Source organism: Constrictibacter sp. MBR-5 (assembly GCF_040549485.1).
Taxonomy (GTDB): domain Bacteria; phylum Pseudomonadota; class Alphaproteobacteria; order JAJUGE01; family JAJUGE01; genus Constrictibacter.
The window spans coordinates 179,782-192,882 of record NZ_JBEPTK010000008.1 but is presented as its reverse complement, the minus strand read 5'-3'; the positions used below and the strand labels follow the sequence as shown (position 1 = coordinate 192,882).

The 13,101-nt window shown below is 71.2% G+C and carries 13 protein-coding genes; 2 read left to right on the top strand and 11 right to left on the bottom strand.

From position 1 onward, the window contains the following. Window positions 1-4 precede the first annotated feature (4 nt). The 5 genes from ABIE65_RS17535 to ABIE65_RS17515 all read right to left on the bottom strand — a co-directional run bounded on the left by ABIE65_RS17535 (window position 5) and on the right by ABIE65_RS17515 (window position 6,414). Complete coding sequence (locus ABIE65_RS17535) at window positions 5-3,301, bottom strand: OmpA family protein (RefSeq protein ID WP_354079421.1); 3,297 nt, start codon at window positions 3,299-3,301, stop codon at window positions 5-7. A gap of 112 nt (window positions 3,302-3,413) precedes the next feature. After that, window positions 3,414-4,205 (bottom strand): inositol monophosphatase family protein, encoded by a 792-nt coding sequence (locus tag ABIE65_RS17530; RefSeq protein WP_354079419.1) that lies wholly within the window; start codon window positions 4,203-4,205, stop codon window positions 3,414-3,416. A 40-nt stretch (window positions 4,206-4,245) separates the two neighbouring features. Then, entirely contained in the window at window positions 4,246-4,812 is a 567-nt protein-coding gene (efp, locus tag ABIE65_RS17525) for an elongation factor P (protein ID WP_354079417.1), read from the bottom strand. Between the two features lie 104 nt (window positions 4,813-4,916). Beyond that, complete coding sequence (locus ABIE65_RS17520) at window positions 4,917-5,126, bottom strand: hypothetical protein (protein ID WP_354079415.1); 210 nt, start codon at window positions 5,124-5,126, stop codon at window positions 4,917-4,919. 163 nt (window positions 5,127-5,289) lie between these two features. Beyond that, complete coding sequence (locus ABIE65_RS17515; protein WP_354079413.1) at window positions 5,290-6,414, bottom strand: lysine-2,3-aminomutase-like protein; 1,125 nt, start codon at window positions 6,412-6,414, stop codon at window positions 5,290-5,292. A gap of 107 nt (window positions 6,415-6,521) precedes the next feature. Between ABIE65_RS17515 and epmA the strand changes: the two genes are divergently transcribed. Further along, window positions 6,522-7,571: an EF-P lysine aminoacylase EpmA gene (epmA, locus tag ABIE65_RS17510; protein ID WP_354079411.1), complete on the top strand. Its 1,050-nt coding sequence runs from the start codon at window positions 6,522-6,524 to the stop codon at window positions 7,569-7,571. A gap of 19 nt (window positions 7,572-7,590) precedes the next feature. Here the strand turns inward: epmA and ABIE65_RS17505 are convergent, their stop codons facing one another. After that, on the bottom strand, window positions 7,591-8,028 hold the full coding sequence (locus ABIE65_RS17505; RefSeq protein ID WP_354079410.1) for a hypothetical protein: 438 nt from the start codon (window positions 8,026-8,028) through the stop codon (window positions 7,591-7,593). 241 nt (window positions 8,029-8,269) lie between these two features. Here ABIE65_RS17505 and ABIE65_RS17500 point away from each other — a divergent pair, with 241 nt between their 5' ends. Further along, complete coding sequence (locus tag ABIE65_RS17500) at window positions 8,270-8,656, top strand: response regulator (protein WP_354079409.1); 387 nt, start codon at window positions 8,270-8,272, stop codon at window positions 8,654-8,656. Between the two features lie 47 nt (window positions 8,657-8,703). Here ABIE65_RS17500 and pal read toward each other — a convergent pair whose 3' ends face one another. The 5 genes from pal to tolQ all read right to left on the bottom strand — a co-directional run bounded on the left by pal (window position 8,704) and on the right by tolQ (window position 13,060). After that, window positions 8,704-9,213: a peptidoglycan-associated lipoprotein Pal gene (gene pal / locus ABIE65_RS17495; RefSeq protein ID WP_354079408.1), complete on the bottom strand. Its 510-nt coding sequence runs from the start codon at window positions 9,211-9,213 to the stop codon at window positions 8,704-8,706. A 175-nt stretch (window positions 9,214-9,388) separates the two neighbouring features. Continuing rightward, window positions 9,389-10,681: a Tol-Pal system beta propeller repeat protein TolB gene (gene tolB, locus ABIE65_RS17490; protein ID WP_354079481.1), complete on the bottom strand. Its 1,293-nt coding sequence runs from the start codon at window positions 10,679-10,681 to the stop codon at window positions 9,389-9,391. 83 nt (window positions 10,682-10,764) lie between these two features. Then, window positions 10,765-11,853, bottom strand: coding sequence for a cell envelope integrity protein TolA (tolA, locus tag ABIE65_RS17485; RefSeq protein WP_354079407.1), 1,089 nt, complete (start codon window positions 11,851-11,853; stop codon window positions 10,765-10,767). Window positions 11,854-11,856: 3 nt separating this feature from the next. Beyond that, window positions 11,857-12,333, bottom strand: coding sequence for a protein TolR (gene tolR, locus ABIE65_RS17480; RefSeq protein WP_502918545.1), 477 nt, complete (start codon window positions 12,331-12,333; stop codon window positions 11,857-11,859). Between the two features lies 1 nt (window position 12,334). Beyond that, window positions 12,335-13,060, bottom strand: a complete 726-nt coding sequence (tolQ, locus tag ABIE65_RS17475; RefSeq protein ID WP_354079405.1) for a protein TolQ — start codon at window positions 13,058-13,060, stop codon at window positions 12,335-12,337. Window positions 13,061-13,101 lie beyond the last annotated feature (41 nt).

The following is a 13,101-nucleotide window of genomic DNA, read 5'->3' as shown; positions in this document are numbered from 1 at the left end:
GGCCTCAAGACCTCATGACGACGAGATCGACCCGATCGCGCGGGTTCATCTGGGTCTTCCCGCCGAGCGCCTGGACGGCGATGCGGGTACTGCGGACGCCCTCTTCGATGAGGGCGGATCGCACCGACAGCGCCCGGTAGAGCGACAGCTGGCGCTTGTTGGCGTCGTCGGCCCCGTCGGCATAGGCCCGAACCTGGACACGCAGGGCGGGATCCTGGAGGAGGCGGCGAGCAACCTCTTCGACATCACCGTCGGCGGTGCGCGGCAGGTCGGCGCCGCCGGCGCCGAACACGATCGACGCGGCCGCGGGACCGTCGGCGGGCGGCGCCGTTTCGGCACCGCGCGGCGCGGCGACGCCAGCATCGGCCGAGGCGACTGCGCGCGACGGCGGGACGCCGCGGTCGGCGCGCAGGCCTGGCAGGAAGTCGGGCGGAAGCTCCAGATGTCCCTGGCCGGGTGCCGGCTCGACGGACGAAACCCGTCCGTCGGCGGATACGGGCCGGCGGGGAGGAGGCAGCAGCGGATAGTCCCGCGGAGCGGTGGCCGCGGCGGGTGGCGCTGCCGGTGTCGGCGCTGCCGCAACCGGCGCGGGCGCGGTCGGTGCCGCTGCCACTGGCGCTGCCATCACCGGTGCTGCCGGTGTCGGCGCTGCCGGTGTCGGCGCTGCCATCACCGGCGCTTCCGCGATGGGCGCGGGAAGCGGTGCGGCGGGTTCGCGCGGCGCCGGGGGCAGAGACGCGATCTCGCCCCGGCGCTGCGGCGGGGCGGGCTCGCCGGCACGGGCGAAGAGGTCGAGGTCGGCGGCCGGCGGTTCGGGCAGCGCCGCAACCGAGGGGGTGCGGACGGACGCCGAGCGCGTGGACGGGGTCTCTGTGGCCGGGGTCTCTCTGGCCGGGGCCTCTGCGGCCGGGGCCGGAAGGGCCAGCATCGGGGGCGGCGCCGGGAGGGCCGGGTAGCGGGCAGGGGCCGGCAGGGCGGCCATCTGCGGCCGGTCCGGCAGCACCGGCTGCGGCGTGGCGAGGGCCCGGTCGCGGTCGGGCTCGGGCGCCAGCATCTCCGTTGCGGCGGCCGACGTGCGGGCCGCGCCGCTCGCGGCGCCCAGCGCGGAGACCTCGGCCGGAGTGGAGGGCGCGGGGACAGCGGCCTCGGCTTCGGCTTCCGGCGTTGCCGATCGGGCGGCCGGGGCGGCGGGTTGTGGCGGCGACGTCCAGGTGATGCTCGACGGCTTCACCGGTGCGGGGCCGGACGGTACCGACGCGGACGGAGCCGCCTCGCGCGGCATCGGCTCGGTCGCTTCCGGAGGGGCGATCCGCGGGCCTGCCGACACCGAATCGACCGGAACGGCGGCGACCGGCGGCAGGTATGGGGCCGGTCGGCCGCGGGACCGCTCACTGCTCGCCGCTGCGAGCGATGCTTCCTCGTCGGCAGTGAGCGCGCGGCGCTGCGGTCCGGCCGGCGGCTGCGGGGCAGGCAAGGCAGGAGCGGCGATCCGGTCCGGCTCGGGGGCGCGGTCGTCCGCACGAGCATCTGCCTGCGGCGGCAGGAAGGTGCTCTCGCGAAGCGGCGCCCGCGTCGGGAGCGGCAACCGGGCACCGGCCGCTACGGGCGCGCCGGCCTCGCGGCCCATCAGGCTCTCGATCAGTCCGCCGCCGGGCGTGCGCTCGACGTCCGCAGACGGGACGCCCGGCATCGACGGGTGGTCCTCGCGGCCGGCCGGACCGAAGCCTCGATCGCGCAGGCTGCGATCGCCGAAGGTCGACCGGGCGCTGTCGTTTCCGCGCACCTCGGATCGTCCGGCAGCCCGGTCGGCGTGCCGCTTGTCGGCGCGACCGGCGTACCGGTCGGCGACGCTGACGATCCCCGGCGGGGCGTCGGGCAGGGGTGCGAGCGCCGCCGTTGCGGTGGCGGCCTCGGCCGGCGCGGCGGGCGGCTCCCAGGTTATGATCGGCGTGTCGGTGGGCGCCGCGGCGGCGGGTGCCGGGAGCCGGTGGCGGTCGGACGGCAGAAGCCCGACGGATGGCTCGTCCGCCGGTAGGGGGGCGGCGGGTATCGGCGCGGGCGGGAGCGATGCCGGCTCGGGGGCGGGCGCTGCCGCCAGCCGTTCTTCGGCCGCGGCCGCCTCGACCGCCGGTGCCTCGACCGCCGGTGCTTCGACCGCCGGTGCTTCGACCGCGGGCAGATCCGCCGGGGGCGGCGGGGCGTCGACGCGCGGGCTGGTCCAGTAGATCGTCGGGCGGGCGGCGATCGTCGGATCCGGAGGCAGTGCCGCGGTCTGCTGGTGCGGCGTCACGGGCGCCGGCGGCTGCCGGGTCGGCACGCCCACGCCGATGGTGGCGACCGGCAGCGGCGCCTCGGGCTCGGGCTCGGCGGGCCGCATCGGCGCCGGGTCGGCCGCGACCGTCCGGGGGCGCAGGTCATCGGCGAGACGGGCGGTATTCGTCTCGGTGCGGATCGGCGCGGGTGCCGGGGCCACCGAGACCGGCATCGGAGCCGGTGGGCGGGCGGGCGCCGGCGAGGCTTCCACCGTGGCGAGGACGGCGAGGTTCAGGGCACGCGCATCCTGCCCGCGGACACCGGTCTCCCGGATGTCCGATCCACTGCTTTCCGGCGTGCGGGGGGCAGCGGCGAACTGCGGGCGCGCCGGACCGCGTTCGTCCGACATCGGCGCCGGAAGCCGCTGGGGCGGAGAAAGCCTCTGGGGCGGCGGCTGGAGATCGGGACGGCGGGCCGGGATCGAAACCCGCAGCGGCGCGTCGGCTGCGACTTCGGCCAGCTGCGTCCGATTCAGTGCCGCGGTGTCTGCGTCGGTTCCGCCGGCAGGCGCCCGATAGGCCATGTCCTGGGCCGGGCGCGGGGTCGGCAGTGGCGGGCGCAGCACGATCCGCCCGGAAGAGGCGGCCGGCGGCGTCTGGGCGAGTTGCATCGGGCCGCGGCCGGCAGAGACCGAGGCGGACGGCGGCCGCAACGCGAGGTTGTTCCGCGCGGCGGGCGGCGCATAGCCGGACGTCGAGCCGGGCGGGCGGAGGCGGATGCGCGACGTGCCGTCGATGGCGCCGAGATCGACCTGGACGCTGCCGCCCGAAGGCAGGCCCGCGACCTGATCGTAGGCCCGGCTCGTGCCGCTGCCGCCGATGACGATGGTGCCGGGATGGCGCGCGGCGGCGCCGCCGATGACGATCGTCCGGTCGGCGGCACCGGCATCGGTGGCGAACAGCACGCATGCGACGGCAATCAGCGCGCCATGGGCGCAGCCGACGAGCATGCCGTCGCGAAGGTGTCGCAGAGATCCGTAGCTTGCCATCGGCCCGCTGTTGCCGCCAAACGTATGGTCGTCACCCAACCGAGTGCCGGACACCCTACATTTTCGCAACACCCGGAACAACTGGATTGGACGCGCCGGCCGCGGCGTCCCGCTATCGTCCGCCGATCAGATCGCGTAGCGGCGGCAGCAGGTGCTGGTTGCCGGCGACGACGCCGCCCGTGCCGATCATGTCCTGCCCGCCGGCGAGGTCGCTGACGAAGCCGCCCGCCTCCTTGATCAGGATCAGCCCGGCGGCGAGATCCCAGGGAGAGAGGTCCTCTTCCCAGAAGCCGTCGTAGCGGCCGGCCGCGACATAGGCGAGGTCGAGGGCGGCGGCACCCGTGCGGCGGATGCCGGCGACGGTGGCCATGACGCGCTGCAACTGTGGCAGATAGGCCGCATGGTCGCCGCGGCCGCGATGCGGGATACCGGTGGTGACGACGGCATCGGTGAGCCGGCGGCGGCCCGAAACGCGGATGCGCTCGTCGTTCAGGAAGGCGCCCTGGCCCTTGTCGGCCCAGAAGGTCTCGTCGCGGATCGGATCGTGAATGACGCCGGCGACGATCTCGCCGTCGCGCTCGATCGCGATCGAGATGGCGAAGTAGGGGATGCCGTGCAGGAAGTTCGTCGTGCCGTCGAGCGGATCGACGATCCAGCGCACGCCGGGCTCCGTCCCGGGGGACTCGCCGCTCTCTTCCATGAGGAAGCCGAAGGTCGGCCGCGCCTTGGCCAGTTCCTCGCGTATCACCCGCTCGGCCTTCGTGTCGGCGATGCTGACGAAGTTCGCCGGCCCCTTCTCGGAGACCTGCAGGCGCTCGACTTCGCCGAAGTCGCGGATCAGCCCACGCGCCGCCCTCTGGGCTGCGCGGACCATGACGTAGATGTGCGGGGACTGGCGGGCCATGATGCTGTTCGCCTGGCTAACGGTCAGTCTCTAACGGCGATCAATCTTTCGCCCGCTCGAGATAGGTACGCTCGGTCGGGTTCACGACGATGCGGGTACCGACCGCGATGTGCGGCGGGACCATGACGCGGACGCCGTTCGAGAGGATGGCGGGCTTGTAGGACGAGGAGGCGGTCTGGCCCTTCACGACGGGCTCGGCCTCCATCACCTCGAGGGTGACGGTGGACGGGAGCGTGATGCCGATCGGCGTTCCCTCGACGGTCGCGACCGTCACGGCCATGCCGTCCTGGAGGAAGTCCGCGTCGTCGCCGATCGTGTCGCGACCGATCATGAACTGCTCGTAGCTGGCATTGTCCATGAAGGTCAGATTGTCGCCGTCGGCGAACAGGAACTGGCACTCGCGATCCTCGGTCGTCAGCTTCTCGACCGTGTCTTGGGTCCGCCAGCGCTCGTTGGTCTTCGTGCCGGTGCGGACGTCGCGCATCTCGACCTGGATGAAGGCGCCGCCCTTGCCGGGCTGGATGAGCTGAATCTTCATGACGGCCCACTGGCGACCGTCGTGATCGATGACCATCCCGGGGCGGATCGTGTTCGCGTTGATCTTCATGATTTCGACCGGATGCGTTGGATGCGCGCAACCGGGCGCATCGCGAGGGCGCGGAACGTATCAGGTCGGGATCACGGAGGCAACGTCGGCAGGCGGAAGAGGCGCTATGCCTGGTGCGGCGCCGGTTCGGCCGACGCCGCGGGCCGCTCGGCCTCCGTGAGGTGGCCGCAGGTCGGGCATTTGAAGGCCAAACGCCCACCGGCGTCCGGCCACATGCGAATGGCCAGCACCGAATTGCAGCCGCCGCAGTTGAAACGGTGGGTTTCGTCAGTGCCGAGCAAGTCGAGAACCGGGGCATTCCAGGCGACGAACACCAGTCGCTGCCTGTCGAGCGGCTCGGATGTATGCCGCATCTCCGGAGTCCAATTCATGGCGACCTCAAACTACCCCTGATCCGCGCTCAGTATCGACGCATCTTGGTTTCCGCTTTACTAACGGCCGTTTCCCCTTTTAGTGCCCCAGCAAGATCGGTGCCGCTCACTTTTTCGCGATGGGCGCCGGCGGGTAGCCGTGAGGGGTGCCCGCAGGATCACGCACGATCCAGCTCTCGGGACCGTCGCAGGAACCGATATCGATGAGCGCTCCGTCGGTGGGCGCCAGATAGTCGGGCCCGATGGGCACCTTCCCGTGGCCACCCGGGATATCGAGGACGTAGGTCGGCTGGCAGAGGCCGGAGACGTCGCCGCGCAGCGCACGCATCAGTGCTTGGCCCTCCGCGATCGTGGTGCGGAAATGGGCGGTGCCCCGCGCGAGGTCGGCATGGTGCAGATAGTAGGGCTTGATCCGGTGGCGCACGAGCGTGCGCAGCAGCGCCGCCATGGTCTCGGCATCGTCGTTGACGCCGCGCAGCAGGACGCTCTGCGACAGCATCGGGATGCCGGCGCGGACGATCCGGCGGCACGCCATCGCGGCCGCCTCGCCAAACTCGTCCGCATGGTTGCAGTGCAGGACGACGTAGACCGCCTTTTCCGTGTCCAGTGCGGCGACCAGCCCGTCCGTCACCCGCTCCGGCGCGGCGACGGGCACGCGCGTGTGCAGGCGGATCACGCCGACATGGGGAATGGCGGTCAGCGCCGCGACGATCTCCGACAGCCGCCGGGGCGACAGCATGAGCGGGTCGCCGCCGGAGAGGATGACCTCCCCGATCCCGGCATCCGCCCGAATATAGTCGATGGCGGCGGCGAGCGCCGCCGGGGACAGCGTCTCCGATCCCGGACCGACGACCTCGCGGCGGAAGCAGAAGCGGCAGTAGACGGGGCAGACGTGGATCGGCTTCAGCAGCACGCGGTCGGGGTAGCGATGGACGATGCCCTCGACGGGGCTGTGAGCGTCGTCGCCGATCGGATCCGCCAGCTCCCCGGCGGCTTCCTCCAGTTCCTCGGGGGCCGGCACGAACTGGCGTGCGATCGGATCGAGCGGGTCGCCCGGGCGCATCGCCGCCAGCATCGTGGAGCTGACCCCCACGGCGAAGCTGCGGGAGACCGCCTCGAGCAGGCCGGCGGCATCGGGCGCGACCGCGCCCGCCTCGACGAGCGCGGCGACGGAACGCAGCGTGGCACCGGAACGCGGTATGACCGGGGGCGACTTGTGATCGAACGGCACGGCAGTCTCGCATCAACCCTGTCCGGCGGACTATGTGATGTCCCGCGGCGCGTTCCGCACCCTCCCCGGGACCACACCCTCCCTCGGACTACGGAGCCGGGATCGAAATGACGGCGAACAGCATGCCCTGGTGGCACCCCGACGGCTTCGCGGCGCGCCGCCCGCGCCTGGAGGCGCGCGCCGCCATGCTGGCCGCAATTCGCGACGGGTTCCGCCAGGACGGCTTTCTGGAGGTCGAGACGCCGGCCCTGCAGGTCTCGCCGGGCCTGGAGCCGCATCTTCGCGCCTTCCGCACCGCCATCGAGGACCCGTTCGGCGGCGCACCGCGCACCCTGCACCTGCACACCTCACCGGAGTTTGCGATGAAGAAGCTGCTGGTGGCAGGGGTGCCGCGGCTCTTCCAGTTCGCGCGGGTCTTCCGGAACGGCGAGCGCTCCGCCACCCATCATCCGGAGTTCACGATGCTGGAGTGGTACCGCGCCGAACCCGACTGGCGGGTGCTGGTCGACGACTGCCGCCGGATCCTCGGTGCCGCATGGGAGGCGGTTCCGGCCGCGCTCCGCGGCAAAGGCGGCTTCGCATGGCGGGAAGCCGTCGCGGATCCGCTCGCCGACTGGGAAATGCTGAGCGTCGCCGAAGCCTTCGACCGGCATGCCGGCGTCGACATCGTGCCGCTGCTCGGCGATGCGGCGGCTTTCGCCGCGGCGGCGCGTGCCATCGGCGTCGCGGCGCAGCCGCACGACCGGTGGGACGACGTCTTCTTCCGCATCTTCCTGGACCGGATCGAGCCGCGGCTCGGAATCGGGGCGCCGACGGTGCTGTACGCCTATCCGGCGGAGATGGCCGCGCTGTCGAGGCTCGATCCCGCCGATCCGCGTTTCGCGCAGCGGTTCGAGGTGTATGTCTGCGGCCTGGAACTGGCGAACGCCTTCGCCGAACTGACCGATGCCGCCGAGCAGCGGCGGCGTTTCGAGGCCGACATGGACCTCAAGCAGGCGCTCTACGGCGAACGCTACCCGATCGACGAGGATTTCCTGGCGGCGCTGTCGCACGGGATGCCGGCGAGCGTCGGGATCGCGCTTGGGTTCGACCGCCTGGCGATGCTGGCGACTGGTGCCGCGAGCATCGAACAGGTGCTTTGGGCGCCGGTCGCCTGAGCTTCGGGAGGCCGGGGGGTCAGCGCGCCGGCGGCGGCGCGGACGTGCCGCGTTCGATGATCGGCGCCGGATCCGCTGTCCCGGCCGCATTGCGGTCGGCGCGCTCCTCATCGAACTGCCTCAGCTCCTGCTGATATTCCGGGCGGTCGCGATAGCCGGCGCCGAGGTCCTGGCGCTGCCGGCGCTGGAACTCCAGGAACTCCTCGTCGCGGCGATCGAAGCGCTTGTCGTCCCAGATGCGATAATCCTGTCCGCCGCCGGTGACGCGCGGATCCGCGTCGAGCATCCAGGACGGGTAGTATTCGACGCCGGGACGCCCGTTCAGGCTCTGCGCCACCGCCGGCGGCGCCGACGCGAGCCAGTACAGCGCCAGCATCCCGGCGGTGCCGATGACCATGGCTCCCACCATGACGGTTTCGGCCGCCCGTCCGGCCCCACACTTGCGATAGACGGTCATCACTCGATCCTCGGACAGGCTGCCACGGCTTCGATCGACACGGTAACCGCGATGGGCGCGTGACGCAGCCCCGATGTTGAGGAAGGCGCCGCCCTGCGCGTGCGCGGCGTCACAACGCCGACCGACAGAATCTTGATATGGGGAACAAATGTGGCGTGACCCAGTTGTTCCGGGAGAACTTGCAGTCGTTCGACGCGTCGCAAGGCGAAATCGACGAGAACAGAGTATCGGAATTCCTGAAATGCCGCGTGACCCGAGTGCCGCCGACCATAGTCCCAAGATCCTCGTCGTGGAAGACGAGGCGCTCATTGCGCTCGAAACGCTCGGGCATTTGGAAGACTGGGGCTACAGGATCGCAGGAACCGCGGGCACGGCGAAAGCAGCGCTGGACATCGCGCTGTCGCAGGGACCCGACCTCGCATTGGTGGACATCAACCTGCGCCACGGGGACGACGGGATATCCGTCGCGCGTATGCTGAAGGAGAGGTTCGGGGCGGGGATCGTCTTCGTGACGGGCTTCAGCGACGAGGGCACGAAACGCAGGATGGCCACCGTCGGTCCCATCGCCTGTCTCTTCAAGCCCTACGAGCCGCGGGCGCTGCGCGAGATCCTGTCGGCCGCAGCGTAGGCGACGTCCCGGAGACCCGCGAAGAGCCGCCGGGACGTCAGTAGCGATCAGTTGACCGTCAGCACGCCGCGACGGTTCTGCGACCAGGCCTGCTCGGACGAACCGAGGACGGCCGGGCGCTCCTTGCCGTAGCTGATCGTCCGCAGGCGGCCCGAGGCAATGCCCTGCGCCGACAGATAGTCGCGGATCGAGTTGGCGCGCCGCTCGCCGAGGGCGAGGTTGTATTCGCGCGTGCCGCGCTCGTCGGCGTGGCCTTCGATCGTTGCGGACACGTTCGGGTACTTGCGGAGCCAGCCGGCCCACGCCTCGGCCCGCGCACGGCCTTCGGAATCGAGGCTGTGCTGATCGGTGCCGAAGAACAGGCGGTCGCCGATGGTCTGGGCCAGTTCTTCCTGCGAGCCGGGGCGGTACTGGCCGACGGCCGTCGACGTGCCGCGCGACTGCGTCGGCGCGGTCATGCCCGCACCGGTCGACGTCGTCGGCTGCGTCTCCTGGGAGGTTCCGCAGGCGGTGAGCAGGAGTAGGCCAGAGAAGGCGGCAACGAGTCTGCGCTGCATCATGTTACTCCCAAAGTCGAAGGCGGGACCCAGCGCCTAAGGGTCCCGCCCAAGTTTCGTCGGTTGTGTGGTTGCTCGTCTGCGGATCTGCGTTCGTGACGGTCGGTCGAACGCGCATTACCCCTGCAAGTCGGACAGGCGAGCCTATAGCCTGTTTCCACGTGCAAGAAAAGGGTCACGGCGGCAGCGGCGACCAGGCCGGATCCGAGGCATCCGTCCCGGTGGGGACTTCGCGCAACACGTTGCCGGTGATGTCGACGCGATAGAGCCGCGAACCGCCGCCACCGCCGCGCGAGTCGGAGGCGTAGCTCCGGAAGAACATCAGCAGGCGGCCGTTCGGCGCCCAGGTCGGACCCTCCTCCTGGAAGGATTCGCTGAGCAGGCGCTCTCCCGAACCGTCGGGGCGCATCACGCCGATATAGAAGCGGCCCCCCTGCATCTTGGTGAAGGCGATGAGGTCTCCGCGCGGCGACCACACCGGCGTGGCATAGCGGCCCTCGCCGTAGCTGATGCGGCGCACGTTGCCGCCGGTCGCGTCCATCACGTAGATCTGCTGGCTGCCGCCGCGATCGGAGTTAAATGTGATCTGCTTGCCGTCGGGCGAGTAGGACGGCGAGGTGTCGATCGCCGAATGCTCGGTGAGGCGCCGGATCTGCCGGGTCCGCAGGTCCATCGAATAGACGTCGGCGTTGCCGTCCCGCGACAGGCTGAGGATGACCGCGTCGCCGTCGGGCGAAAAGCGCGGGGCGAAGGTCATGCCGGTGAAACGACCCAGCACCTCGCGCTGTCCGGTGTCGATGTTCAACATGTGGACGCGCGGGCCCGCCTCGTCGTAGGCGAGGTAGGTGATCTCCTGCGCGGTCGGCGAGAATCGCGGCGTCAGCACGAGATTGTCGCCGCTGGTCAGGAAACGCTGGTTCGCGCCGTCCTGATCCATGATCGCCAGGCGCTTGACGCGGCGTTGCGGCGGGCCGCTCTCGGCGACATAGACGATGCGCGTATCGAAATAGCCCTGCTCGCCGGTGATCCGCTTGTAGATGGCGTCGGCGATGATGTGGGCGACGCGGCGCCAGTTCTGCGGCTGGGTGTGGTAGGCGAAGCCGGCCATCTGCTGTTCGCCATAGACGTCCCAGAGGCGGAACTCGACGCGCAGGCGCCCGTCGGGCTGGCGCGTCACCGAGCCGTGGACCATCGCCTGGGCGTTGACGGCGCGCCAGTCGGCGAAACGCGGGCCGGCGGCGAGGGTTTCAGGTGCCTGTATGAAGGCGCGCGGGTCGATCGGCGCGAAGAGGCCCGAACCCTCCAGGTCGGAGGTCACCACCTGGGCCACGTCGCGGCCGACGCCGGCTTCGCCGCCTGCCTCGGCGCCGAAGGGCACGATGGCTATGGGCATCGGCTCGACCTGGCCGCGGGTGATGTCCAGGCGCAGTTCGGCGGCGGCGGGCGCCGCGGCGGCGAAGACGAGCATCAGGGCGAGCCCCGCCCGGCCGAGGGCCCGGCCGAGGGTGCCCGTGCGGCGCGGCGCGCCGGTCTCGATGAGAGCGGTGTTCATCAGCCGAGAAGATCCTTCGGGTTGAAGGTGAGGGTCATCTCTTTCCACGACGAATATTTGTCCGGCGGCACGTTGAGCGGACTGCAGCGCTGGACTGCCCGGACCGCGCTCTCCGCGGCCGCCCGGTAGAATGGGTCGGACATCCGCGGCGACGGGGCGGCACGGACATCCCGGACGCTGCCGTCCTGGTTCAGGCTAACGCGCACCTCGACGATAAGATCCTGTCCGTCGCGCGCGCCCGCCGGCACGTTCCAGCAGCGCTCGATCTGGCGCCGGAGCGCATCCTCCTCGCTCATCGTCAGCTCGCCGGCGAAGCGTGTGGAACTTGGCCGCGCCGAGGCGGTCGACTGCCGCTGCGGCGCCGCGGCCGACGGCGCCAGATCCTTCACCGTCTTGGCGAGGTCGGCGAAATCGTCCTTCTTCGGCGGTGCGGGCTTCGGCGGCTCCTTGGCGGGTGGACGCTGCGGCTCCGGCTTGCGCACGTCGCGCAGGGCCTTCTGGATGTCTGCCAGTTCGTCCCGCTTGGGCTCCGGCTTCGGCTGGGGCTTCGGCTTCTCGGCCACTTTCGGCGGCGTGGGCTTCGGCTCCGGCTTTGGCGGCTCGGGCTCCTTCTTCGTCTGCACCGGCGGCTTCGGGGGCTCGGGCTTCGGCTCCGGTTTGGGTTCCGGCTTCGGAGCGGGCTTCGGCGGCTCGGGCTTCGGCAGCGGCGGTTCCGGCTTGGGAGGCGGCGGCGGCGGCGGCGGCGGTTCGGGCCTCGGGGGCACCTGCGCCACCTGGCGCGGCGGTTCCGGCTTCGGCGGCGGCGGCGTTTCGGCCTTGGGCGGTTCGGGCTTCGGTTCCGGCTTGGGCGGCTCGGCCTTGGGCGGCTCGCGGCGCGCGGCCGGCGGGCTCGCCGGCTTCGCGGGCGCGTCGTCGGCCTCGGACGGGTCGGTCTGGGGCATGCTCGTGCGGTCCGAGATCCGGACGAGCGACACGGCGATGGGGGCGGCGGACATGTCCCGCGGCGTGTGGAACAGCGGCACGCCGACGAGCGCCAGCAGCAGGACCGCGGCGTGCAGCGCTACCGACCATACGATCGCCCGCCGCATCGGCTAACGTCCTCTCGGGCGGGGTGTCGGCGTCGGCGCCGTAGCGTCCTGCGGGAACTCGGCGACCAGCGAGACGCGCGCGAAGCCGGCGCTGTTGAGCGCGCCCATCACCGCCATGACGCGCCCATAGTCGATGCCCTTGTCGCCGCGGACGTAAATGTCCGTGTCCGCCTTGGCACCGCGGATGGCGACGAGGCGCGGGCCGAGATCGGAGAGCTCAACCGGCGTCTCCTGGACGAAGACCTGGCCGCGGGCGTCGATCGAGACGACCAGCGGCTCCTTCGGGTCGGACAGCTGGTTGGCCTGGGTCTGCGGCAGGTCGACCGGCACGCCGACCGTGAGGAGCGGGGCCGTCACCATGAAGATGATCAGCAGCACGAGCATCACGTCGACGAACGGGGTCACGTTGATCTCGGCCATCGGCCGGTGGCCACGCCGTCCGCGCGGCCGGTCGCCCGGAACCTGGATCGGACCCGCCACGTCAGGCCGCCTCTTCGAGCTGCCGCGAGAGGATCGCGCCGAACTCGCTCGAGAAGGCGTCGAGGCGCGCGCCGTACTTGTTGATGTCGCTGGAAATCTTGTTGTAGGCGAGGACGGCCGGAATGGCCGCCACGAGGCCCAGCGCCGTCGCGAACAGCGCCTCGGCGATGCCCGGCGCCACGACCGCGAGATTGGTGGATTTGGTGCCGGCGATCGCCGCGAAGCTGTTCATGATGCCCCAGACCGTGCCGAACAGGCCGATGAATGGCGCCGTCGAACCGACCGACGCCAGGAACGTCATGTAGCGCTCGATCTGGACCAATTCGCGGCCGACCGTCACCGCCATCACGCGTTCGATGCGCTGCTGCAGCCCGCCGCGGGAGTCGACGACGCCGGGGCGTCCCGCCGAACGGCGCCACTCGCGCATGCCGGCGGCGAAGACGGCGCTCATCGGGTCCTGCGGGCGCTTGCCGACCTCCTCGTAGAGATCGTCGAGCGGGCCGCCGGACCAGAAGCTGTCCTCGAACGCGTCGGCCTGGGCCTTGAGGCGGCGCAGGCGGCGCACCTTGTCGATGATGATCGCCCAGCACCAGATCGATGCGAGGACGAGCAGCAGCATCACGGTCTTGACGATCGGGTCAGCCTGGAGAAACAGGCCCCACGGGGTGAGGTCATGCGGCATCGCGCTCGCGCCGGCCGCCACCGAATCGACGATCCTGTTCTCCATCTACCTACAATCCGCTCCGCTCCGCCGGATGGCGCCGACGG

Coding starts and splice junctions, on each gene's coding strand:
- ABIE65_RS17535 (WP_354079421.1), bottom strand. CDS start 3,301: ATGGCAAGCTACGGATCTCTGCGACACCTTCGCGACGGCATGCTCGTC.
- pal (WP_354079408.1), bottom strand. CDS start 9,213: ATGCAGCGCAGACTCGTTGCCGCCTTCTCTGGCCTACTCCTGCTCACC.
- tolA (WP_354079407.1), bottom strand. CDS start 11,853: ATGCGGCGGGCGATCGTATGGTCGGTAGCGCTGCACGCCGCGGTCCTG.
- ABIE65_RS17530 (WP_354079419.1), bottom strand. CDS start 4,205: ATGGCCCGCCAGTCCCCGCACATCTACGTCATGGTCCGCGCAGCCCAG.
- tolQ (WP_354079405.1), bottom strand. CDS start 13,060: ATGGAGAACAGGATCGTCGATTCGGTGGCGGCCGGCGCGAGCGCGATG.
- efp (WP_354079417.1), bottom strand. CDS start 4,812: ATGAAGATCAACGCGAACACGATCCGCCCCGGGATGGTCATCGATCAC.
- ABIE65_RS17505 (WP_354079410.1), bottom strand. CDS start 8,028: ATGACCGTCTATCGCAAGTGTGGGGCCGGACGGGCGGCCGAAACCGTC.
- epmA (WP_354079411.1), top strand. CDS start 6,522: ATGACGGCGAACAGCATGCCCTGGTGGCACCCCGACGGCTTCGCGGCG.
- tolB (WP_354079481.1), bottom strand. CDS start 10,681: ATGCTCGTCTTCGCCGCCGCGGCGCCCGCCGCCGCCGAACTGCGCCTG.
- ABIE65_RS17500 (WP_354079409.1), top strand. CDS start 8,270: ATGCCGCGTGACCCGAGTGCCGCCGACCATAGTCCCAAGATCCTCGTC.